This is a genomic window from Idiomarina sp. (assembly GCF_048265525.1).
Classification (GTDB): Bacteria; Pseudomonadota; Gammaproteobacteria; order Enterobacterales; family Alteromonadaceae; genus Idiomarina.
On record NZ_JBLXBI010000001.1, the window covers coordinates 571846 to 594454 of the forward strand.

24 protein-coding genes are annotated in these 22609 nt (G+C 44.3%); 18 read left to right on the plus strand and 6 right to left on the minus strand.

Translation table 11 applies throughout. The features are described 5' to 3' along the window. Nucleotides 1-21: 21 nt before the first annotated feature. From ACN0TF_RS02820 to ACN0TF_RS02830, 3 genes are all read right to left on the minus strand, one after another. Nucleotides 22-312: a PepSY domain-containing protein gene (locus ACN0TF_RS02820; protein ID WP_417440661.1), complete on the minus strand. Its 291-nt coding sequence runs from the start codon at nucleotides 310-312 to the stop codon at nucleotides 22-24. A gap of 75 nt (nucleotides 313-387) precedes the next feature. Continuing rightward, the gene (locus tag ACN0TF_RS02825) at nucleotides 388-906 is read right to left on the minus strand and encodes an acyloxyacyl hydrolase (protein ID WP_417440662.1); all 519 of its coding nucleotides are present in this window, start codon (nucleotides 904-906) and stop codon (nucleotides 388-390) included. Nucleotides 907-1014: 108 nt separating this feature from the next. Continuing rightward, nucleotides 1015-1899: a LysR family transcriptional regulator gene (locus ACN0TF_RS02830; protein WP_417440663.1), complete on the minus strand. Its 885-nt coding sequence runs from the start codon at nucleotides 1897-1899 to the stop codon at nucleotides 1015-1017. Nucleotides 1900-1979: 80 nt separating this feature from the next. On the opposite strand from ACN0TF_RS02830, the gene ACN0TF_RS02835 reads away from it, so the two are divergent. Genes ACN0TF_RS02835 through ACN0TF_RS02845 form a run of 3 tightly spaced genes read left to right on the plus strand, consistent with a single transcriptional unit; the run spans nucleotide 1980 to nucleotide 4385 of the window. Next, nucleotides 1980-2627 carry a LysE family translocator gene (locus ACN0TF_RS02835; protein ID WP_417441106.1) on the plus strand — a complete coding sequence of 216 codons (648 nt, stop codon included), beginning with the start codon at nucleotides 1980-1982 and terminating at the stop codon, nucleotides 2625-2627. Between the two features lie 59 nt (nucleotides 2628-2686). After that, nucleotides 2687-3571, plus strand: a complete 885-nt coding sequence (locus tag ACN0TF_RS02840) for a 6-carboxytetrahydropterin synthase (RefSeq protein ID WP_417440664.1) — start codon at nucleotides 2687-2689, stop codon at nucleotides 3569-3571. Next, nucleotides 3564-4385 (plus strand): M23 family metallopeptidase, encoded by an 822-nt coding sequence (locus ACN0TF_RS02845; RefSeq protein WP_417440665.1) that lies wholly within the window; start codon nucleotides 3564-3566, stop codon nucleotides 4383-4385. The genes ACN0TF_RS02840 and ACN0TF_RS02845 overlap by 8 nt, the downstream gene beginning before the upstream one ends. On the opposite strand, the gene ACN0TF_RS02850 is transcribed toward ACN0TF_RS02845, so the two are convergent. After that, complete coding sequence (locus ACN0TF_RS02850) at nucleotides 4382-6151, minus strand: M61 family metallopeptidase (RefSeq protein WP_417440666.1); 1770 nt, start codon at nucleotides 6149-6151, stop codon at nucleotides 4382-4384. The two genes, ACN0TF_RS02845 and ACN0TF_RS02850, sit on opposite strands and share 4 nt — an antisense overlap. Before the next feature lie 76 nt (nucleotides 6152-6227). Here ACN0TF_RS02850 and ACN0TF_RS02855 point away from each other — a divergent pair, with 76 nt between their 5' ends. The 4 genes from ACN0TF_RS02855 to ACN0TF_RS02870 are packed head-to-tail and all read left to right on the plus strand — an operon-like array spanning nucleotide 6228 to nucleotide 9674. Further along, on the plus strand, nucleotides 6228-6917 hold the full coding sequence (locus ACN0TF_RS02855) for a flagellar brake domain-containing protein (protein WP_417440667.1): 690 nt from the start codon (nucleotides 6228-6230) through the stop codon (nucleotides 6915-6917). Beyond that, nucleotides 6917-8011: a sensor histidine kinase gene (locus ACN0TF_RS02860; RefSeq protein WP_417440668.1), complete on the plus strand. Its 1095-nt coding sequence runs from the start codon at nucleotides 6917-6919 to the stop codon at nucleotides 8009-8011. The genes ACN0TF_RS02855 and ACN0TF_RS02860 overlap by 1 nt, the downstream gene beginning before the upstream one ends. Beyond that, nucleotides 8008-8826: a LytR/AlgR family response regulator transcription factor gene (locus tag ACN0TF_RS02865; RefSeq protein WP_417440669.1), complete on the plus strand. Its 819-nt coding sequence runs from the start codon at nucleotides 8008-8010 to the stop codon at nucleotides 8824-8826. Before ACN0TF_RS02860 ends, ACN0TF_RS02865 begins: the two co-directional genes overlap by 4 nt. A gap of 2 nt (nucleotides 8827-8828) precedes the next feature. Beyond that, nucleotides 8829-9674, plus strand: a complete 846-nt coding sequence (locus ACN0TF_RS02870; protein WP_417440670.1) for a DUF6279 family lipoprotein — start codon at nucleotides 8829-8831, stop codon at nucleotides 9672-9674. On the opposite strand, the gene pyk is transcribed toward ACN0TF_RS02870, so the two are convergent. After that, nucleotides 9671-11101, minus strand: a complete 1431-nt coding sequence (gene pyk / locus ACN0TF_RS02875) for a pyruvate kinase (protein WP_417440671.1) — start codon at nucleotides 11099-11101, stop codon at nucleotides 9671-9673. The two genes, ACN0TF_RS02870 and pyk, sit on opposite strands and share 4 nt — an antisense overlap. A 103-nt stretch (nucleotides 11102-11204) precedes the next feature. Here pyk and msrB point away from each other — a divergent pair, with 103 nt between their 5' ends. Beyond that, nucleotides 11205-11606: a peptide-methionine (R)-S-oxide reductase MsrB gene (gene msrB / locus ACN0TF_RS02880; protein WP_034820836.1), complete on the plus strand. Its 402-nt coding sequence runs from the start codon at nucleotides 11205-11207 to the stop codon at nucleotides 11604-11606. Here msrB and ACN0TF_RS02885 read toward each other — a convergent pair. Continuing rightward, nucleotides 11588-12394, minus strand: coding sequence for a DUF2989 domain-containing protein (locus ACN0TF_RS02885; protein ID WP_417440672.1), 807 nt, complete (start codon nucleotides 12392-12394; stop codon nucleotides 11588-11590). The two genes, msrB and ACN0TF_RS02885, sit on opposite strands and share 19 nt — an antisense overlap. A gap of 138 nt (nucleotides 12395-12532) precedes the next feature. On the opposite strand from ACN0TF_RS02885, the gene ACN0TF_RS02890 reads away from it, so the two are divergent. From ACN0TF_RS02890 to ACN0TF_RS02935, 10 genes are all read left to right on the plus strand, one after another. Continuing rightward, entirely contained in the window at nucleotides 12533-13978 is a 1446-nt protein-coding gene (locus ACN0TF_RS02890) for a glyceraldehyde-3-phosphate dehydrogenase (protein ID WP_011234512.1), read from the plus strand. A 67-nt stretch (nucleotides 13979-14045) separates the two neighbouring features. Next, entirely contained in the window at nucleotides 14046-15173 is a 1128-nt protein-coding gene (locus ACN0TF_RS02895; protein WP_110013102.1) for a M14 family metallopeptidase, read from the plus strand. A 46-nt stretch (nucleotides 15174-15219) separates the two neighbouring features. Beyond that, nucleotides 15220-16896 (plus strand): alanine/glycine:cation symporter family protein, encoded by a 1677-nt coding sequence (locus tag ACN0TF_RS02900; protein WP_110013103.1) that lies wholly within the window; start codon nucleotides 15220-15222, stop codon nucleotides 16894-16896. Nucleotides 16897-17026: 130 nt separating this feature from the next. After that, entirely contained in the window at nucleotides 17027-17356 is a 330-nt protein-coding gene (locus ACN0TF_RS02905) for a Zn-ribbon protein (protein WP_011234515.1), read from the plus strand. Nucleotides 17357-17359: 3 nt separating this feature from the next. Continuing rightward, nucleotides 17360-17659: a YeaC family protein gene (locus ACN0TF_RS02910; RefSeq protein ID WP_417440673.1), complete on the plus strand. Its 300-nt coding sequence runs from the start codon at nucleotides 17360-17362 to the stop codon at nucleotides 17657-17659. Beyond that, complete coding sequence (locus tag ACN0TF_RS02915; RefSeq protein ID WP_417440674.1) at nucleotides 17656-18129, plus strand: GAF domain-containing protein; 474 nt, start codon at nucleotides 17656-17658, stop codon at nucleotides 18127-18129. Before ACN0TF_RS02910 ends, ACN0TF_RS02915 begins: the two co-directional genes overlap by 4 nt. Nucleotide 18130: 1 nt before the next feature. Beyond that, complete coding sequence (locus tag ACN0TF_RS02920; protein WP_011234518.1) at nucleotides 18131-18421, plus strand: hypothetical protein; 291 nt, start codon at nucleotides 18131-18133, stop codon at nucleotides 18419-18421. Beyond that, nucleotides 18414-19040 (plus strand): RNA chaperone ProQ, encoded by a 627-nt coding sequence (proQ, locus tag ACN0TF_RS02925; protein WP_011234519.1) that lies wholly within the window; start codon nucleotides 18414-18416, stop codon nucleotides 19038-19040. The genes ACN0TF_RS02920 and proQ overlap by 8 nt, the downstream gene beginning before the upstream one ends. 9 nt (nucleotides 19041-19049) lie before the next feature. After that, nucleotides 19050-21107: a carboxy terminal-processing peptidase gene (gene prc / locus ACN0TF_RS02930; RefSeq protein WP_417440675.1), complete on the plus strand. Its 2058-nt coding sequence runs from the start codon at nucleotides 19050-19052 to the stop codon at nucleotides 21105-21107. Between the two features lie 110 nt (nucleotides 21108-21217). After that, nucleotides 21218-22603, plus strand: a complete 1386-nt coding sequence (locus ACN0TF_RS02935) for a sodium-dependent transporter (protein WP_110013110.1) — start codon at nucleotides 21218-21220, stop codon at nucleotides 22601-22603. The last annotated feature ends 6 nt before the right edge of the window (nucleotides 22604-22609 follow it).

A 22609-nucleotide genomic window follows, 5' to 3' on the forward strand; every position in this document is an offset into this window, starting at 1 on the left:
GGTACTGCGTTCCTTACTGAGTTACTCGGTTTCTTGCTTGACGATACTGCCATCTACAGGGTTAAAGTAAATTTCAACTTTCTGTTTACTTTTATCCTGACCGTAGATTTCGTAACAATTTCCGTCAGTTACCTTAAACTCATTAATTTCGTAACCTTGCTCTTTCAGAGACTGTTGAAACTGATCTTGATCCAACCAGTTCTCTTTCGGTTCCATAGTGCACTGTGTGGTGCCTGATTCAGGGGCTCCGCAAGCGGCGACAAATAAAGCACTGGCTGCAATTGCAGATAATTTAATAAGTTGGCTTTTCATAAGATCTCCATTTTAAATAAAACTTAGAATCAAATGTAGCAACTTCAACCGAATAACGCTAACGCTCTTCGTACATTAAAAGGGCAAAACCCAACTCATCCATAAAAAGTCCAGTCCGTCATTTGGACGTTTGATATCAGCATTCGAATAGTGGGTATACCCTAAAGCGACGCGAGCATTGGAACTTTGGCTGTATTGCCACGAAAGCGACACCCGGTCTTCGAACTGAAACTGAGTTGATAAGCGTCGGTTAGCTATCTGGGTCTTGTCGAAGTAGCTGCCGCCAATACCTGCTTCAACGTACAATGGCCGCTTTGTTCCGGCTATTTGCCAGGAGAGGATAGGGCTAATAGTAAAAGCAGTAATATTGTCTGCTGTATTATCTGAATCTTGCCAGTGGTTCAAAGCGGCTTCTAAATGAAGGTCGGGTGAGCCTAACCAGTTAGGCATCTCGACCGGTAGGTCGGTGACCCTATAACCCGCTCTTACACCACGCAATTGGTCTGTGGAATAGGCTCCGGCAACGTGAACCTCGTCCGCAAAGGATGAAAAACTCGATATTATTAGTACAACCAGTGATGCTCTTAACCACATATCACTCTCCAATAACCAAAAAGGGGTGATATTTTACATACAAACATGAATGTATGTAAATTGGAAAATGAGCTTTGCCTAACTGACTGCGTGTTTTTTAGTCTTTATTCAAGAAATAATCATTTGCAGCCATTTTATAAACGCGACCAAGGCTACTGGCTGCCTCTGTCGTTTGCGATAATAGATGCTCAGCGGATACTGACAGGGCTGTGCGGAGTCATTATAAACTTTTAAATTAGATAGTCCGGGCGTAATAAGGCTACTGTCAATTAATGCCACGGCTTGTTCTGCGGATGATAAGTCCAGCGACATTTGTACATCATTGCAATGAATAATACGTGTGGATTTCAATTGTTGACTGTAGGTCTTTAACATTGCCTGATGATCAGGGTTTTCAGGATTTATTAACCAGGGCAGCTGGAAAGGTGAGTCATTGGTCTTAATGGCCGAAACCGGGATCATTTGATTTTTCTTTAGCACAATGGACTGAATATGCTTATCTGTGATTTTTCCATAACCAATGGCAAGATCCCAGCTTTGATGCTGTATTGCTGAAGCCATTTCTGCGGCGCTTTCATTGATAAAGTACTCATTGCAACGGCTGAAGCTAAGTTGAATGTGCGGATACAGAGAATGAAAATCGGCAAGCTTTGCCGCTAACCAAAAGCGCAGTCGCTCAGAACTGATTGCGACGGTTAACTGGGTTGTTGTATTGTCACTGAGGTTTCGGGTGCGCTCAATGGTACGCTCCAGTTGCTCAAATATTTGCTCAATTTGAGGGGCTAATTCCAAACCGACAGGAGTGAGCGAATGAACCCGGTTGTCTCGCTGGAATAAACGGACTTCGAGCTGCTCTTCCAGAGTTTGTATTTGTCGGGTGACGGCAGATTGAGTTACCCCAAGCTCTTGCGAGGCTTGTTTAAAAGAGCCACTTCGGGCGGCGACATCAAACACTCTCAATGCATTTAATGAGGGGAGTTTAGTGTTTTTCATGTTGATTAATAGTAATCTGTAGTTAATAAAAAGTAACTTTGATTCTGGCATCTAAAGTTGAATTGCGCAATAAGGAGTTTGTGTTGTCTTACTGGAGTGAGTTTTTAACTATCGCTTTGATCCATCTGTTTGCGGTCGCGAGCCCGGGGCCTGATTTTGCGGTGGTTTCACGCTATAGCCTGAGTTTTGGTCGCAAGGCTGGTTATTGGGTGAGTTTAGGTGTGGCATCAGGAATCATTATTCATGTTACCTATTCCCTTATTGGTGTGGCGCTGATTATCCACCAGACCGACTGGCTCTATCAGACTTTACTTTGTGCCGGTGCACTGTATTTAGGCTTCATTGGAACTCAGGCTATTAAAGCCAAGCCCAGAAAAGATATGTCAGATAGTGAATTAGCCGCCACTCAGCCACGTAAGCGGAAAGCTTTTCTTGTTGGTTTTATTACTAATGGCTTAAATGTAAAAGCGACTATTTTCTTTTTAACTTTATTTACTACTATTATTGCCCCGGAAACACCTTTTGCTATCCAGTTTGGTTACGGTATTTACCTAATTGTTGCGACCGGTCTGTGGTTTTTATTTCTCACCTGGTTGCTGACTCAACCGCGCATTTTTAAAACACTTTGGCACTACAGTCATTGGGTTGACCGTACCATGGGAGTTGCTCTTATTTTATTGTCGTTAAAATTATTGTGGGAATGGGCAAACCTGATAGAGCTTATCTGATAAAGCGTTTCAGGTTATACTGGTTACAGTTACCGAAGAAGAGATGAGAAAAGCTCACTATGCAGTTATTTGTGAATGATTTGACCGTTATTGATTGCTCTTACTTATGCCCGGAAAGGGGGATAGTTGGTGAGAGCTGGATTGTTGATATCGTGCTGGATGGCGCGTTAAATGAGCAATCTATGGTGCTCGACTTTGGTCGGGTTAAAAAGCAAGTTAAAGCCATTATCGATAACTCGGTTGACCATAAATTGGTTGTACCGGCAGAGCATTCGTATACAAAAGTAACACACAACTCTGATGACAGCGCTAACTGGGTCGATTTTCTGCGCCCGGAACAAGGTTCTATTCATCTGTTCTGCCCGGCCGATGCCTTTGCCTTTATCGATGCAGATGTTGTTTCCATGGAAACAGTAACGGACTACCTGAAAGCCGTTATAAAGCGCGAGTTACCGGTTAATGTCGAAGGTCTACAGCTGTTTCTGAGACCAGAAAATATCGACGGTTTTTACTATCACTACACACATGGTTTGAAAAAGCACGATGGTAATTGCCAACGTATTGCTCATGGCCATCGATCAAAAATTCAAATTCGACTGGATAACATTCGCCAACCGGTGTTGGAAAAAGAATGGTCAGATAAGTGGGAAGACATTTATTTAGGCACTACCGAAGATGTTCGTTCGAAAAAGGAACTGACACTGTCTGAAGCTGCAACGTCTGCAACCAGCGACTCGACTCACACCTATTACAGCTATGTTGCCGACCAGGGACTGTTTGAGCTTATTGTTCCGCATACCGAGAACTTTGTTATAGAGACAGACTCAACTGTTGAGTGTATTGCGGATTTTCTGGCGGCAGAAATTAAATCTAAGCATGCGGGTCAGACTGTAGAAGTTCGCGCCTTCGAAGGGGTAGGAAAAGGAGCAATAGCCTATGCGTAAAATGATTGTTACCGCTGCTTTAGCGCTGTGTTTGACGAATGTGGCCTTGGCGGATGAGTCTTTGTCCCTGGAAATAAAGGGCTCCTTGACTCAGGGAGCTTTAATTTTAGCTAAGTCTGAGCCTGGTGTTACCGCAACACTCAACGGCGAAGCTCTGCAGGTAACCGAGCAGGGTTATATTGTTTTTGGTTTTCCGCGCAAGGCTGAGTTAGAAAACACCTTAGTTGTCAGTAAAGGCGAAAAGACTATCACTAAAGAACTCAAGCTAGAGCCTCGTGAATACAAGATTGACCGTGTCGATGGTGTACCGCAAAAAACCGTTACACCAGACCCTGAGCAGGTAAAACGAGCCAGAAAAGAAGCGGAAAAAGTTTGGCTGGCCAGACAAAAAGAAACCACACGAACGGATTTTTTGACTGCAATTACTAAGCCCGCCGAAGGCCGCATTAGTGGTGTTTACGGCAGTCAGAGAATCTTTAATGGCGAGCCCCGCAATCCACACTATGGGGAAGATATCGCCGGACCAACAGGAACTCCTGTTAAAGCGCCGTGGCCGGGCGAAGTTGTTCTGGCTGAACCCGATTTATTTTACTCGGGCGGTACTATCATTATTGAGCATGGCTATAAAGTGAACACAACTTATTTGCACCTGAGTGAGCTGCATGTAGAGGTTGGTGACAAAGTTGAGCAGGGCGATTCAATTGGTGCTATAGGTGCTACAGGCCGTGCTACGGGACCTCATCTGGACTGGCGGGTTAACTGGGGAAATGAACGGTTAGATCCGGCCTTACTTCCCCAGCTTTATCAGGATTAGCCGGAAGGCGTTAACCAGCCTTTCAGCTTATCTGGTTGTTCTATGCTTAAAACATAGCTGCTTTTAGCCGGTTCTTGCCAGGTAAGCTCCAGTGTCATTAGCTCGTCGCGGCGAAACGCATGAATCGTCACCGTATCTCCGGGAATATAGCGCTCCAGAATTCGTTTAACCGACTGCTCGGTTGCCTGCAAATGGTCAATGGCGATGATTTTATCACCTGCAGAAAGACCTGCGTGATAAGCGCTTTCATCATGATACACGTTAAGAACGTCCAGACCCTGGGATGACGCTTTGTACTTAGCTCCAAAGTTTACACGCGCAGGCTGTTCCGAAGCTTTTCCAGCGACGCTGTTATCATCAACGGGCACTTGCTTTTGAACCATAACGCCAAAGTTTTGCAGTAGCTCCACAAGCGACAACGATTCCTTGTTGTATAAAGCGTCTTTCAAAAAGTCGGAAACATCAATGCCGGGATACTGATTTAGCCAGTTAATGACCGTGTCGTCGGCTGTTCCAATGGATGTTTTACCAAACTCAAGCCAAAGCTGTTTCATAACTCTTGCCAGAGTCAGTTTATGATCAGATTGCAGACGCAACATGAGATCGAGGCTAAGTGCTATTAAAGCCCCCTTAGCGTAATAGCTGACAATACTGTTCGGCGCATTCTCATTTTGCTGATAAAACTTAGTCCAGGCCAGAAAGCTCGACTCTGTCACGCTTTGTTGATATTGACCGGCACCACGCTCAACCCGCGATAGCGTGTCGCCCAAAAGTTTTAAATAACGCTTTTCGTCAATAATACCGCTGGTGTGCAAAAGGTAGTCGTCAAAGTAGGATGTCATACCTTCGTAGAACCAGAGTTGCTCAGTGTACGACTCTTTCTCCAACTGATAAGGAAGAAAAGCCTGTGGCTTCAGAGTTTTAACGTTCCAGCTGTGGAAGTATTCGTGGCAACACAGGCTCAAAAAGGTCTGATAACTGTCATTCATTTCATATTGGTGAGCGCTGATTAAATCTTTACGGCTGCAAAGTAGTGCGGTTGAGTTCCTGTGCTCCAGTCCGCCAAAGCCATTTCCTACCACCATGGTCAGGAAGGTATAAGACTGAAAAGGTGCTTCTTCAAACAGGCTAATCTGAGTTTCGCAAATTTTGGCTAAATCTGCCGTTATGCGGGAGGTATCAGCAAAATGGCGGCCGCTTAAAACCAGAGAATGCTTAATACCGTGAGCAATAAACTCCTCAATGGTTAAGTCACCAATTAAAAAAGGATAGTCAATTAACGCATCATAATTATCGGCCCGGAAGCTTCCCCAGGAATGTGCTTGCCCATTTTTCCGGGGCATCCCAGTTGCGACCTTCCATTGAGGGGCTTCTGGCGGCGCATGCAAATGCAGTTCACAGGGAAGGTCAGTTTGTCCCTCTACGGCAAGACACAGACTGGTATTATTAAAGAAGCCCTGAAACTGGTCCAGATAAGCCGAACGAACCGATAAGTCCCAGGCATATACTTGATAGTGAACAGTAACAGGATGCTTTGAGCGAGCCAGTTGCCAGCGGTTCTTACTTATTTGCTTAACCGGCAGGGAAAGGCCGTTACTTTCGGCGTGTAAGCCAATAATGTGCTTACTAAAATCCCGTATTAAATAACTGCCCGGAATCCAGTTAGGTAACCAGAGTTCCTGCTCATCGTTGGTTTGTTCAATAGTGAGAGAGACATTAAATAAATGCCCATGTAAATCGATGGGTGTTATATCGTAAGCGATCAAGAGACGCTCCTTTGCTTGACACAGCCTGACAACTAGCGATCATAGTAACATATTGATTCATCGCAAAGAGACCCCTATGCCAAGCAAAATTTCGCAGCTCGTCACAGGTCAGAAAATAGAAGTTCAACTGTCCAACTCGAACGTTCCTGCTCGGTTTTATTCGGAGTTTATTGGCGCGGTTAACGAGCGCTGGGTTATCGTTAATATGCCCGACGCGCGTAAATACAATGACATGCGTGATCTTTTGCAGGAGAAAACCCCTGTTATTGTCCGCTTCGTTCTGGAAAACGAAAATGGTGAAATTTGTGCGTTTCGCAGTGAAATAAGTTACGTCATCTCGCATCCAACGAAGATGCTTTTTATTATGTGGCCGAATCAGATTGAGCACCGGGTTATTAGAAAAGGGCGTCGGTTTGACGCCTTTTTACCTGCTTCAGTCTCAGGGCAGTCAGTAAAAGGCGAGGAGAAGACTTTCAAAGGACACGTGCTGGATGTATCTGAAAGTGGATGTCGCCTTAAGCATGAAAAGCCTGAAGGTAAAATAGACGAGCTTTGGGAAAATGGCAGTAAAATTGTTCTTAAAATAGAACAGAAAAATAACGGCGACTTAACCCTTAAAGCTATAGTCCGGCAGGTAAAGCAAGTGGATGACCAGCTTGAGTTAGGTGTCCAGTTTATGGGGAACCAGAAAGATGAGGTTAACTCTCTTTTCTCCGGAAGCCTGGTGGATATTGACGAGTTATCGCGTTTAGAGTCCTCAACATAATGGAGAAACCGATAAAAACGCAGTGGCAACTATTGATGGACAACCGTAACCGGTTCTTCTGGTTGCTGCAGGCGGGAGGCTGGATAGGTTATGCGTTAGTGAATTACATAGGGTCACTAATGCATGAAATGCGGGATATCTACACCCTCATTATTATTTTGGGGGCTTATGCCGGCTTTTTAAGTACTATTCCGCTCCGCTATTTGTACCGGCGTATATGGGAGTTTCCACCGGCGCTTATGGTTTTAATTGCCATTGTGGTTTCTTATGTTACCGCTGTAGCCTGGGCCATTGTTGATAACGCAACTTACTGGGAAATTTATAAATTTGGGTTTCGCCCGGACAGTCCTTTTTTCTATTTGAAAAACAGCTTGGCTAAGTTCTACATCATTCTTAGCTGGAGCGGGCTTTATTTTGGTATTAAGTATTATCAAATGCTGCAGGAGGAGAAGCAAAAAGCCTTACTGGCTTCATCTATGGCGCATCAGGCGCAGTTGAAAATGCTGCGATACCAACTCAACCCGCATTTTTTGTTTAATACCTTAAACGCAATTTCTACGCTTATTTTGCTAAAAGAGAATGAGAAAGCCAATTTGATGGTGAATAAGTTAAGCCATTTCCTGCGTTTTTCTTTAGATAATGAGCCGATTAAAAAAGTGACTTTGGAAAAAGAAGTGGATGCGTTGCTTTTGTATCTGGATATCGAAAAAGTACGTTTTGACGAGCAGCTTGAAATAGACATTCATTTGTCAGATGAAACCAAGAATGCCCTGGTTCCTAGTTTAATTTGCCAGCCTTTAATTGAGAACTCAATTAAGTACGCCATTTCAAATGTTGAAGGGGTAGGGAAAATCAGAGTTCGTTCCTGGTCAGAAAGAGATAATCTGATTCTGGAGGTGTGTGACAATGGGCCGAAAATAGAAACAGATCCGGAAAAGTTATTCCGCAAAGACGGTGTCGGGCTTAATAACACTCGTCAAAGGCTTAAATCCTTATATGGCAAGCAGTATCGATTTGAAATGCTAAAGGGTGCTGAAAGCGGTCTTTGTGTTCGTATTACCATTCCGATGGAAATGTTGGAGAGTCAAAGATGAATCGATTGAAAACCCTGGTTGTTGACGATGAACCCTTAGCCAGAAAGGGCTTGGCTATTCGTTTACAGGAGTTTGAGCAACTGCAGTTAATACCTGAATGCAAAAGCAGCAGGGAAGCCGTCGATGTCATTATCGAAAATAAACCTGATTTGATTTTTCTTGATATACAGATGCCCGGACTTAATGGTTTTGAAGTATTAAAAGCGGTTCAGGAAAAAGGGCAAGAGTTGCCAACCGTGGTTTTTGTGACAGCTTATGACACATACGCTATCAAAGCTTTTGAGGTCAGGGCGCTGGATTATTTGCTGAAGCCCGTTGATGACGACCGCTTGGCTGAATGCGTTAAGCGCGTTATAAATGAGCATCAGACGGTTAACGATGAACACCAGGACAAACTTATCAGTTTAGTTGCGGAGGTAACCGGGCAAGATACTCACACTCTATTAGAGAAACTGGCTTCAGGCGAAAATATCACCGCAGACCAATACCCGGACTATATCGCTATAAAGGACAGCGGTGAGATAACCCGGGTTGCCGTCAAAGATATTAAGTGGATTGATGCCGCCGGAGATTACATGTGCATACATGCCGGTGACGATACTCATATTCTGCGACGCACAATGAAAGAACTGGAACAGGACTTAAACCCTAAATTGTTTCAGCGGGTTCATCGCTCCGCCATTGTTAATATCAAACAGGTTGAAAAGCTCTGTAACCAGCAAAATGGTGAGTACCATTTACAATTAAAAAATGGTCAAAAACTGAAAGTAAGCCGTAGTTATAAAGACCGAATTAAACAACTTATTCTGAGCTAATCATGTATCGACTGCTGGCAGTAATAACCTCTCTAATCCTGATAGCAGGGTGTACAGCGAATCTTGGCTACAAGTTCGCTGACACTCTGGTTGAGTGGAAAATAAAAGATTACGTTGATTTAACCGGTGAGCAGGAAGAGCTGCTAGCAGAGAAAGTTGATAAAATGCATCTTTGGCATGCACAAACTCAGCTCCCGTTGTACAGAAATGAACTGAAAAAACTGAGAGATAAGGTCGATAAGCAGACGCTGAGCAAAAAAGATATCAGTGATTTTGAAGATAAGCTCTGGACGTTCTGGGATAATGTTTTAGTACGAACAGAAGCCGAAGCGGGTTTATTAGCGACCCTTTCACTCGAGCAACGGCAACAACTTATCCGTCGATTAGAAGAAGCGCAGGAAGAGCGTTATCAGCGCTTTCAGGACGACCAGGAAGAAAATCCGATACTAAGAAGGCTGGACCGTATTTCGGAAGTGGAAGAGGACTTAGAAGATATTATTGGTTCTCTGACTAAAGAGCAGGATAAGTTATTACGCAGCTGGGTAGCTGATTCTCCTGAATTACGCGGGGAATGGTTAAGCTATCGCTCAAATTGGTTAGGTGAATTTGAGAAAGCGTTGCTGAAGCAATCTGTAGATGAAAATCGATTATCATCATTAGTTCTTGACCCACAACAATTAAGAAGTGAAGAGCTGCAGCAAAAAGCGGATGAAAATAGCCAGTTTCGTAAAGAGTTCTTGTGGGATATGTATCAGAGCCTGACAGGAGAACAACGCAAAAAAGTGATAGAAAAGGCCGATGAATACATCGACCTTCTAGACTCTTTAATTGATGATTTTAAAGATTAACGGACTTCTATCATCTTACAGGTGTTACTTGAGCCCACGGTTTCCATTACATCGCCGTGGGTTAGTATGATTAAATCCCCGGCTTTTATGTGTCCGCTCTTTTTCACTACCTCAATAGCTTCAGTTATTGGATTACTGACACTGGTAGAGTCGAAATCTATAGGGTAAACACCGCGGTACAAAGCTGATTTGTCGCGACTTTGCGGATGGCGAGATAATGCAAATATGGGTAAGTGAGAAGTAATTCTCGACATAAGCTTAGCGGTAAAACCAGATTCAGTTAGCGCTACAATAGCTTTGACGCCGTTTAAGTGGGTGGCTGCGTACATGGCAGACATAGCTGTCGCCTCGGTAATGCTGGAGAACATTTCTTCCAGATCCTGATGGCGTAACTGAGCGGTTGGATGTGTTTCTGCACCTAGGCAAATTTCAGCCATGGCTTTTACCGTTGCTACCGGATGTTTCCCGGCAGCTGTCTCAGCCGACAGCATTACAGCATCTGTGCCATCCAGTACGGCATTAGCAACATCCATCACTTCGGCGCGGGTTGGCATTGGGTTCTCAATCATTGACTCCATCATTTGAGTCGCAGTAATAACCACACGGTTTAACTGGCGTGCACGCGAAATAATTTGCTTTTGTTTACCCACCAATTGCGCATCGCCAATTTCGACGCCTAAATCACCGCGGGCCACCATAACGGCATCGGATGCTCTGATGATGTCATCTAATGCATGCTCGCTGGCAACGGCTTCCGCACGTTCAATTTTAGCGCATAATACGCCTTGTCCACCGGCTTCCCTGAGCAAGTGACGAGCCTGATTAATGTCGTCGCCAGAGCGGGGGAATGAAACCGCAAGGTAATCTACGTTTATTTCCGCAGCCAGTTTAATGTCCGCTAAATCTTTTTCTGTTAATGCGGCAGCTGACAAACCGCCACCCTGGCGGTTAATACCTTTATTATTAGAAAGCACGCCGCCAACAGTGACTTCTGTTTTAACCTGACTACCATCAATTTCTTCAACTTTTAACTGGATACGACCATCATCCAGTAAGAGAAGATCTCCGGGGCTGACATCTGTCGGCAGGTCTTTATAATCGAGGCCGACACGTTCTTGATCGCCGCTGTCTTTTCCAAGTTCAGCGTCTAAAATGAACTTATCACCGACAGCCAACGTAATTTGTTTTTGTTGAAAGCGGGCTACTCGAATTTTTGGTCCCTGCAAGTCACCTAAAATGGCAATATGGGCGTTTAATTCCCGGGCAATTTTTCTGACCATGGAAGCGCGCTGCTTGTGATCGTCACCATTGCCGTGAGAAAAGTTTAAACGAACAACATTGGCACCGGCTTTTATCAATTCTCTGAGCGTTTCCTCAGAGTCAGTAGCCGGCCCGAGAGTAGTCACAATTTTGGTACGACGAAGCATGCAAAACCTCAGCAAATTTACCCATGAATTTAAGCTTAAGTTTAGCACATGGACTGTTACAGTAGTACGAAATTTAATTGAAAGATAAAGGAGTTAAGCAAATATGAGTGAACACGACTGGAGTAACAAAAGTGAACAGGAGTGGCGCGAAATATTAGGCGATGAAGCTTATTATGTATTAAGAGAAAAGGGCACTGAACGGCCTTTTTCCGGAAAGTATTTAAGCTGTGATAAAGACGGCGTTTACCGTTGTGCCGGTTGCGGTCAGAAACTTTTTGAAGCCGGACATCAATTTGATGCGCATTGCGGCTGGCCAAGCTTTGATGAAGCCATAAAAGGCTCAATTGACTATGTAAAAGATTCAAGCCATGGCATGACCCGTACAGAAATACTCTGCAGTCAATGTGGTGGGCATTTGGGCCACGTATTTGACGATGGCCCAACAGAAACTGGACAACGCTATTGCGTTAACTCACTAGCGATGCGTCACGAAGACGATGAGTAGTAACCGCGGAATTTACCCTCTTCAATTTTATCGACAATCGCTTCAGCGCGATCATCCCAGTCGTCGTATTGGTCTTCGCTGGCATTAACAATTGATTTCATACTGTTTTTATCCAGGTTTTTCTGGCCGAACTGCCAGGCAACCTGGGACCAGACATAAGCTTCAGGGCCATTGCCTTCTTTTAAATACATAGAAACTAGAGTTGAAGGTATTTCAGGATTTACTTTGTCATCGGGACGATACAGCCGGAGCGCGCTGTAAAGAAGCTCAAAGGTTTTTTCCGAGTCTTTCTTGGTATAATAGGTGGCTAACGCTAGTTTAAGTTCAGGTGTTTCCATTTGTTTGCTGCCCTCTAGTGCGAGAAGCTTATCCAGTGCTTCATGGTCGCTTCGGTTGGCCCAATGCCAGTATAGCCATAGAGGGTGTTCGGAATCGGCGGTCTCGTCAGCCAGCTTCTCTATATTTTTTCGTGAGTTAATAAAGGCCTCTAAACGATCCGACTGCTTCTGTTTTGATTTTGTCATTTCAAGTGTTGCAGCCAGCTCGATACATTTTGAGTACTTTTCCAGATCCCGCATGACGAAATACTGGTTTTCGCTCGTATCGTTTAGACTACGTTCATAACGACTGTAAATAAGTTCGCTACGTTCTACGTTGCACCAGTTATCGGTATTTAAATCGCTACAAATACCAGGAGTAGACTCGCAGATTTTACTGACTGACGGCTTTCCTTCCATACATCCGGTTAAAGCGAGAGCAGCACTTGTAATAACAATTTTTTTAAACATAGGTATCAACATTTTTTTAGTGAAACACAATTGTTTCGTAAAATTGGCTTCATGCCAAGCTTTTCAGTACAATATCGCGGTTTTTAAGCGTAGCACTTTATAAGCTCACAGACATTACCATAGAGGACAGGGCTCACTATGAACTCTAACCAGCAGGATCCAACCTTATCAAGTTGGCAGGAACGTCAGGAATTCGCCGAGCAGATGCAACCTTTGCTTGGGAAGTTGTACCGGAACTTCGGTGTTGAAATTTTGGTTTATGGCCGTTCATTACTGAACGTGTCGACCATTAATATTATTAAGGCACACCGTCTTATTCTTCGCCACGAAGGGCAGAAAGTTCGTTTACGCGAAAGCTTTCCGTTCTTGCAGGCTATGGCCGAGCTGAAATTGTCCCCGGCACGCGTTGATTTGGGCAAACTTGCCTATGGTTACTTGTTTGGTGATAAAGCTGATGGTTTGTCGGTTACAGATTACGTCAAACGTGAGTTAGCAGATATCATTGACTCAGAAGATAATATCGAGCCACGCGACGTGGTTTTATATGGTTTTGGACGGATAGGCCGATTATTGGCTCGTCAGTTAATTGAACGTAATGGCGGCAACAACAAAATGCGCTTACGTGCCATTGTTGTTCGTGGCGGTCGCGATGGCGATTTAGAAAAGCGGGCAAGTTTACTGCGCCGTGATTCAATCCATGGCTTATTTAACGGTTCAATAACTGTCGATCACGATAGCCAGAGCATAAAAGCTAACGGTACCAGTATTAAAGTGATCTATTCTAATGGGCCAGACCAAGTGGACTATACCCAGTACGGTATTAATAACGCGATTGTTATCGATAATACCGGTATCTGGAAAGATGAAGATGGCCTGGGTCTGCACCTGAAATCAAAAGGTGTTGATAAAGTGCTTCTGACGGCGCCGTCAAAAGGTGATATCAAGAATATCGTCTTTGGCGTGAACGATAAGATGATCGAAGACAGTGATAAAATTGTTTCTGCAGCAAGCTGTACGACCAATGCGATTACACCTGTGCTTAAAGCAATAAATGATGAGTTTGGTATTCGTAACGGTCACGTAGAAACGGTTCACTCGTACACTAACGATCAAAACCTGATTGATAACTATCATACCGCCGAACGTCGTGGTCGCTCAGCGCCTCTTAACATGGTTATTACCTCTACCGGCGCGGCTAAAGCTGTTGCTAAAGCTCTTCCGGAAATGGCTGGTAAACTGACAGGTAATGCCATTCGCGTGCCGACCCCGAATGTGTCAATGGCAATTATGAATCTGAACTTTGAAAAGTCGACAAGTCGTGATGAATTAAACGATTATCTGCGTCAGGTTTCTCTGCATTCAGAACTGGCTAACCAAATTGACTATACCGCTTCGACTGAAATCGTTTCTTCAGACTTAGTGGGTTCACGTCATGCTGGTGTAGTTGACTCTCAGGCAACAATAGTAGAAGACGACAGAGCAGTACTGTACGTTTGGTATGACAACGAATTTGGTTATAGTTGCCAGGTTATTCGTGTGGCTGAAGCTATGGCCGGACTTAAGGTTCCTAATTTACCTAAATAATTGAAAAAGCGCCTGCGGGCGCTTTTTTTCTACTCTCTTTCTCAGAAACAACACATAAAGGTGAAGTATGCATATCACTGCAAACTTTGACAGTGGCAATATTCAAGTTATCAGTTCAGACAATGCCGATAACATTCGTTTAGCTATCAAAAAAGATCATCAATCTGATTTTTATCAATGGTTCCATTTTAAGCTGTTTGCTGAAGCCGGCGAAGAGCACGTGATGACGATTGAAAATGCATCTGATTCTGCTTACCCCGACGGGTGGAAAGAATACCAGGCACTTGCCTCATACGATCGTGAGACCTGGTTCAGGGTTCCGACGGAGTACAATGGCAAAGAGCTGACTATTCGTCATACACCAGAGCAGGAAAGCGTTTATTATGCGTATTTCATTCCTTATTCGTACGAGCGTCATCAGGACTTGGTTCAATCAGCTCAACAGTCAATTGACTGTTATCACGAGCTACTAGGCGAAACGATAGACGGCCGCGAATTAAACTTATTGGTTATAGGTGAACCTGCTGAGCATAAAAATACCATTTGGGTGACTGCACGCCAGCATCCGGGGGAGTCAATGGCTGAGTGGTTTATGGAAGGCTTAATTACACGTTTACTAGACGACGAAGATGGCGTTGCCCGTAAGTTGTTAGACGAAAACGTTTTTTATGTCGTACCAAACATGAACCCGGATGGTAGTGTTCGTGGACATCTTCGGACGAACGCTGTTGGCACGAACCTGAACCGCGAATGGGCAGAGCCAAGCCTGGAGAAAAGCCCGGAAGTTTTTTATGTACTAAAACGCATGCAGGAAACTGGTGTTGATATGTTTCTTGATGTGCACGGTGATGAAGCTTTGCCTTATAACTTTGTCGCGGGCTGTGAAGGTATTCCTTCATATGACGAGCGCCACAAAGACTTAGAAGAAACCTTTAAGTCAGCCTTTTTAGCTGCAACTCCGGAGTTTCAGACTCAATACGGTTATGAACTGGATGAGCCGGGTAAAGCAAATATGACAGTCGCAAACTCTGCGGTGGGTGAGCGTTTCAAGTGTTTATCTTATACGCTGGAAATGCCGTTTAAAGACAATGCAGACTTGCCTGACGAAGATTTCGGCTGGTCAGTCGCTCGTTGTCAGCGTTTAGGAGAAGATGTTTTAACCGCAATATTGGCAGTCTCACCAAAATTGCGTTAAAACTAGAGTTGGATCACAAAATAATAACAACAAAAGGGGGTCTTCCTTGGAAGCGCTCAACAATTTTTTGCTTTGGATAGACGGGTTTCTAGGCTCTGCAGCTTACTTCCCGTTTCTTTTGCTCGGTGTGGGATTATTTTTCTCACTGTATCTTGGTTTTCCTCAGGTACGCTATTTCAGACATGCCTGGAGAGTACTGGCAGGGAAATTCGATAAAAAAGACTCACAAGGTGATACCAGCCACTTCCAGGCCTTATCGACCGCGTTATCAGGCACTGTGGGCACCGGTAACATTGGTGGAGTTGCGCTGGCAATATTTCTGGGAGGCCCGGCGGCTATCTTCTGGATGTGGATGACGGCATTCCTTGGTATGACCACGAAGTTTGTCGAAGTTACCTTGTCGCATAAATACCGTGTCAAAACCGAAGACGGCACCATGGCCGGTGGCCCTATGTACTATATGGACCGCCGACTTAATATGAAATGGTTAGCGGTTATCTTTGCCATTGCGACTATCGTTAGTTCCTTTGGCACCGGAAATATGCCGCAAATTAATAACATTGCTCAGTCAATGGAGCAGACTTTTTCAATTGATCCGGTCTGGACGGGGGCTATCCTCTCTATTTTGCTGGCAATGGTTATTATTGGTGGCATCAAGCGAATAGCAGCGGTTACCTCAAAAATCGTTCCTATTATGGGAATTGTTTATGTTATCGGTTCTTTGAGCGTTATTTTCTTCAATATCGATAATATCGGCTCATCTTTCGCTTCTATTTTCACTGACGCTTTCACCGGTTCTGCAGCGGCAGGCGGCTTCCTTGGCGCCAGCTTCGCCTATGCGTTTAACCGTGGCGTAAACCGTGGCTTATTCTCTAACGAAGCGGGGCAGGGTTCAGCTCCAATCGCACACGCGTCAGCAAAAGCGAAAGATCCTGTTGCGGAAGGTTTGGTTTCAATTCTTGAACCTTTCCTGGATACCATCTTAATCTGTACCTTAACCGGTCTGGTTATTTTGTCTTCCGGGGTATGGACCGAGAAGTTTGAGAACAATTTCGCCAGAAGTGACCTCGATTTCGTAGTGGGTGAATACAACGACGTAGATAGTGAAGACCGTCAAGAGTTGTATAAATACCTGAACGGGATCGGTGATACTGAAATTAAACGCTTTTCAGGTACGCTGGATGTTGTAGATGGTAAAGCACAGACCAATGGTGAAATTACTATTTTGCATGCGCGCTCAGTCGCTGAAGACGTGCGTTTCATTATAGCAGGAGAAGACGCTTACAATGGTCAGGTTAGAATTGAAAAAGGTAATCTGATTAAAGAGGACATTGAAGTTGTTGGGAAATCACTGGTACATTCCGCGGCTCTGACCTCGTTGGCTTTTGCTAATGGGTATTTCGGAGACTACGGGCAGTACATTATTCCCATTACTCTGCTAATGTTTGCTTTTTCTACCGCAATAGCCTGGTCGTACTACGGTGACAGGGCGGTCGTTTATCTGGTCGGCCAAAAGGGAGTTATGCCTTACCGCATACTCTATGTCGCCGGCTTTTTCTGGGCGTCATTTGCAGATACCACTCTAGTCTGGACAGCCTCCGCCGTTGCTATTGTCCTTATGACATTGCCCAACTTACTGGGTATGATTTTGCTTCATAAGGAAATGAAATCAACGGTTAAGTCTTATTGGAAAGACTTTGGCGATGCCGACAAGAAAAAGTAACGTAATAACGGTCAATTAAAGCAAAACGGTCAACCCAAAGTTGGCCGTTTTATTTTTTATTCCCTCGCAATGCTTGAAATTGAGAGCAAAAGCCTTATATTGCAAGGACTGCATAAGAGATAGGTAGTTTATGGCGTTAACACAATGTCCTTCGTGTAATAAGCGAATTTCAAGCAAAGTAAAAGAGTGCCCGCATTGCCAGTTTGTTCTGGCCGGTCAGTCTAAAGATGATATAGAGCGTGAAGCCATAAGGATAAAGCAGGAAAAATCCGATAAGTTGGTTTCCCGTTCAATGCTCGCCTTACTGATATCGATTGCCGCTTTTACTTATTTATTCCTTCAGCAACCCATGCCTAAAACGTGGCAATACAGCGTTGCCGTTGGTTTAATGGTCGGGGGATTAGTTTGGTTTATAATCAACCGCGTGCAGCTTGTCTTTTTAAAAAAGAAGAAGCGGTAAACTATGCAATTCGACGACTTAATTAAAAGTATGAATCAGGACATATACGAGCGTCTGGTTCAGGCGGTTGAAACCGGTAAATGGCCGGATGGTAATCGTTTAACTGATGAGCAACGTGAAAACTCCATTCAATTGGTTATGGCTTATCAGGCTCGATGCGCCAGCACTGAGGAAGCTTTTACTATAGGTGCTAACGGCGAAATAATTACGAAAACCAAACGGCAATTAAAAGAGCAGTTCAAAACGGACTCTGGCGAACAAATTGCTCGTTTCAAACTCGATCAACAAGAAGGCGAATTATGAGCTCTCAGCTGTATTCTGACCTATTAGCCCAAAGCCGGGCCTTAACAGAAGGTGAGCCTGATTTAATTGCAAACCTTGCGAATATCTCTGCGCTACTCTATGAGCACATTGAAGACATTAACTGGTTAGGTTTCTACCTTACCCGTTCCGATAACGAGTTGGTGTTAGGTCCTTTCCAGGGCCGCGTTGCTTGTGTTCGTATTTCTTTCGGAAAGGGCGTTTGCGGCGTTGCTGCAGAAACCCAAACCTGCCAGAGGGTTGAAGATGTTCACCAATTTGCCGGGCATATAGCTTGTGACTCTGCATCAAACAGTGAAGTTGTTGCGCCTATCGTCGTTAATGGTAAAACCGTTGCGGTACTGGATGTCGACAGTCCGTCTGTGGGACGTTTTAGTGAAGAAGACGCAAAAGCCATTCAAGCTATTGCTGACTACTGCCAAACTCTGAATTGGCAAGGGTTGCAGTCATAGTATGTTTGTTGAATTCGATATTCACAGTTATTTAGTAACCAAACAAGATGTTATTTTCTTTGAAGAGCATGAAGAAGAAGCCGCTGATAAAATAAATGAAATGCTGCATCTTATTAATGCATTACGAGAGGATGACGATACAACAGAGCAGCTTGAAGAAATGGTTCGCCGTACTTTGTACGACTGGATTGAAGAGCCTGCATTGCTAGATTTGTCATTTGATGAAATGGACGACTATGTTCGAAACTTAATGAAAGTTGTCCGCGAACAGGAAGAAGAATGGAATGAGTGAACCTGAAAAGCTGACGAAAAGTAAAGATGTCATTGCCTATTTAGCCGAACAGTTTCCAGACTGTTTTACTATTAAAGGCGATGCCAAACCTTTAAAAATTGGTATTTTTGAAGATTTGGCGAAACGCCTTGAGGACGATGACAAAGTAAGTAAAACACGTTTAAGAACAGCTCTGCGTCATTACACCAATAGCTGGCGGTATCTGTACAGTGTTAAAACGGGGGCTCAGCGAGTGAACCTGGATGGCGAGCAGGTTGAAGCTGTAACGGAAGAACATCAGCAGCATGCGCAAGAGACTTTAAAAGAATCTAAAGCTAAAGTTGCAGAGAAAAATAAAGCAACCAACAAGGCTGCCGCCAAAAAAGCTCCGGCTAAAGATAAACCTGAAAATACAGCAAAAGCTAAACCGAAAACCGCAAAAAAGCCGGCCAAACCAAAAGTTAAATTGGCTGATGTGGAACTCAACAAGCTTTCTGTTGGTCAACAGGTTCAGGTAAAAGCGGGGAACACCCCCATGTCAGCAACAGTTTTAGAGCTGGACAAGGACGACGTTCAGGTTCAGTTGCAAAACGGTTTAATTATGAAAGTTAAAGCAGATAAGATTTTTCTGCGCGCTTAGGAGTAGTCAATGAAACACTGGGCTGTAAAGAAATGTGCATTGGCACTGATGTGTGTTGTTCCTGCTGCGGTTGCGATACCGCCAGAGCACAAGATCAGTGAATTACCAGAGTTAGAGCAGGAAGCTCAGCATGATACAGCCAGTGAGCGTATTACGTCCTACTTTACCCGTTATCATTTCAGTAGTCTGACCCTGGATAATGAGTTATCTGAGCAAATTCATGAGCGCTACTTTGACTTGCTGGATTACAGCAAGATGTTTCTGCTAAAAGAAGATGTAGAAGCCGCACAGGAGTATCGTCATTTATTTGATGACATGCTGAAACGGGGCGAACTTGATGTTGCTTACGACATTTATCAGAAAAGTCTTGAGCGTCGTTTCCAGCGTTACGAATATGCTCTATCTTTACTGGATGAAGACAAACCGATAGATTTTTCGGTTGAGGGCGACAAATACTATTATGATCGCGAAGATGCTGAGTGGGCAGAATCTAAAGATGAGTTGAATGATCTTTGGCAAAGCCGCGTTAAATACGATGCGCTTAATTTGAAACTGGCCGGTAAAGAGTGGCCTGAGATAGTTGAGACACTTGGTAAGCGTTATAACAGCGCATTAAACCGACTGACAAAATCGAAAAGCGAAGATGTTTTTCAAACCGTTATGAACGCGTTTGCCCGTTCAGTTGAACCACATACAAGTTACCTTTCGCCTTCCAATTCAGAGCGATTCCAGCAAAATATGAATCTTGAACTGGAAGGAATTGGCGCTGTGCTTCAGTCAGAATATGATTACACAATTATTCGTAGTTTAGTACCCGGTGGTCCGGCGGATAAAACCGATGAGCTCTCTCCGGAAGATAAAATTATTGCTGTAGGTCAGGGGACTGGTGAAGACGAAGAAGAATTCGTCGATGTCATCGGTATGCGTCTGGATGATGTTGTTGAGTTAATTAAAGGTCCTAAAGGCACAACGGTTCGCTTGCAGGTTTTAAAAGCCAGTCAGGGCGCTGGTGGCACACCTAGTGAAGTTGAAATTGTTCGTGACAAAGTCAAACTAGAAGACCGTGCAGCAAAAGCTGAAGTCAAAGAGTTTGAAGAGGGGCCGTATAAAGGTCGTCGTCTTGGTGTTATCGAAATTCCCGGGTTCTACAACAACCTGACCGCTGACGTGAAAAAACTGATAGAAGACTTACAAAGCGACGAAGTAGAAGGTCTGGTGGTAGATTTGCGCGGTAATGGTGGTGGTGCGTTAACTGAAGCCATTAACTTAAGCGGTTTATTCATTGATAAAGGTCCGGTGGTTCAGGTTAGCGACGGTCGCGGACGTATTGATGTCAGTGAAGATAAAGACGGTAAAACATACTACGATGGACCATTGTTCGTTATGGTTGACCGTTACAGTGCTTCAGCATCAGAAATCTTTGCTGCCGCTATGCAGGACTACGAACGTGCCTTAATTATCGGCGAAAACACCTTTGGTAAAGGTACTGTACAGCAACATCGCGGATTGACTCGTCGCTTCGATTTCTACGATAAGCCATTAGGCAGCGTTCAATATACAATTGCGAAGTTCTACCGCATAGATGGTGGTAGTACGCAGTTAAGAGGCGTTCAACCAGACGTTGTGTTCCCTTCGTTTGTTGAAGCTTCAGACTGGGGGGAAAGCAAAGAAGACAACGCTTTACCCTGGGATAAAATTGATAAAGCGAGCTATAGCCCTGTTGATGAAATTAACAGCGCCGAAGTAAAAGAGCTGCAACAACAGTTAAACGAAAGAATTGAAGAAGACCCTGAGTTTTCTTATATATTTGAAGAAATAGAACGCTTCAGAGAAGAAAAAGATAAGACTTGGGTCAGTCTGGTGTTAGCTGAGCGTGAAGAAAAACAAGAGCAGCAAAAGAACAAGCAACTTAAACGAGTTAATGAACGTTTAAAACGTGCAGGTAAAGAGCCTGTAGAAGACGTTGAAGATGCTCCTGAAGAATTTACCGAGATCGACCCTTTGCTCGATCAAGCGGCTTTAGTTGCATTTGATTTTATTGATAAAAATCAACTCGCCTCAAATTAAATAAACCTTTTAAAAATACCGCCTTTACGGCGGTATTTTTTTGTGCGCTTGTCATAGACCCCAGTTTTGTGGTCATATAGCGCGTTAATGAACACAAACGATTAATAATAATGACAACAAATAATCAGGCGATATCAAGCCGATGGTCAAGTCGGTTAAGTTTTATACTGGCCTCCTCAGCTGCCGCTGTGGGTTTAGGCAATATCTGGAAATTTCCCTACGTTATGGGCGAGAACGGCGGCGGTGCCTTCGTTCTGGTTTACCTCCTTTGTATTTTAGCCATTGGCATTCCAATTATGATGGCTGAAGTGATTATTGGCCGTCGTGGCCGACACTCGCCAGGCTATGCAGCTAAGTCGGTAGCATTAGAGTCAGGCAAGCATCCTGCCTGGCAAGTTGCAGGTTGGCTGGGAATGTTGACCGGTTATCTGGTTTTAAGTTTCTACGCGGTTATAGCGGGCTGGGCGCTGGCTTATGTCTTTAAAGCCGCACAAGGTGTATTTACCAATGCATCTGCCGAAGCAGTAGGAAAAACCTTTGATGCACTGCAAGCGTCGCCCGGCGAATTGATGATGTGGCATAGCCTGATTGTTGTCGCGACCATTTTAGTGGTTGGCAACGGCGTTAAGAATGGTCTGGAAAGGTCGGTTAGACTGCTTCTGCCGTGCATGATTGTGTTGCTGGTTTGTATTGCTCTTTATTCCGGCAGTATTGGTGACTTTTCTGCGGCCGTTGGCTTTATGTTCGAACCAGACTTCAGCAAGTTGAGCGTTAACGGCGTTATGGTCGCGCTAGGCCATTCTTTTTTCACTCTGGGGTTGGCTTCCGGTGTTGTGATTATGTATGGCGCTTACTTACCAAGAGAAACCTCTATAGTACAAACCAGTGTCTGGATTGCTGTTATTGATACCTTTGTCGCGTTGTTAGCGGGACTGGCAATATTTCCTCTGGTTTTCGGTTACGGCTTAACGCCAAGCGAAGGCCCAGGCCTTATTTTTACGACCTTACCTTTAGCTTTCAGTGAAATGCCTGCCGGAGGCTTTGTTGGAACCGTATTCTTCATTATGCTGGTTATTGCGGCGTTTACTTCAGCTATTGCCATGATTGAATCATCGGTTGCCTTTGTTTCAGAAAAGTTTTCCTTAAACCGCTGGCCGGCAACTTTAGTTTCTGCCGGAGTGCTATGGCTATTGGGACAGTTGACCATTCATTCATTTGCCGGCTCCGGCTGGGCTCAATTAGACTCCGAGTGGTTAGGTAAGCCAATTGAGTCACTCTTTGATATTATTGACGTTTTAACATCGAGCTTACTGTTACCGCTAGGCGGCTTGCTGCTCGCTTTATTAGCGGGCTGGGTCATGCGTTCGGAGTTCACGAAAGACGAACTGGATACAAAAAAAGGCATTTTCGATGTCTGGCTGCTGTGCGTTAAATATATTTCTCCAGTCGCTATCATTATTATTTTTTTACAGCTAATAGGCTTTATAAAACTTTAGGTTGAA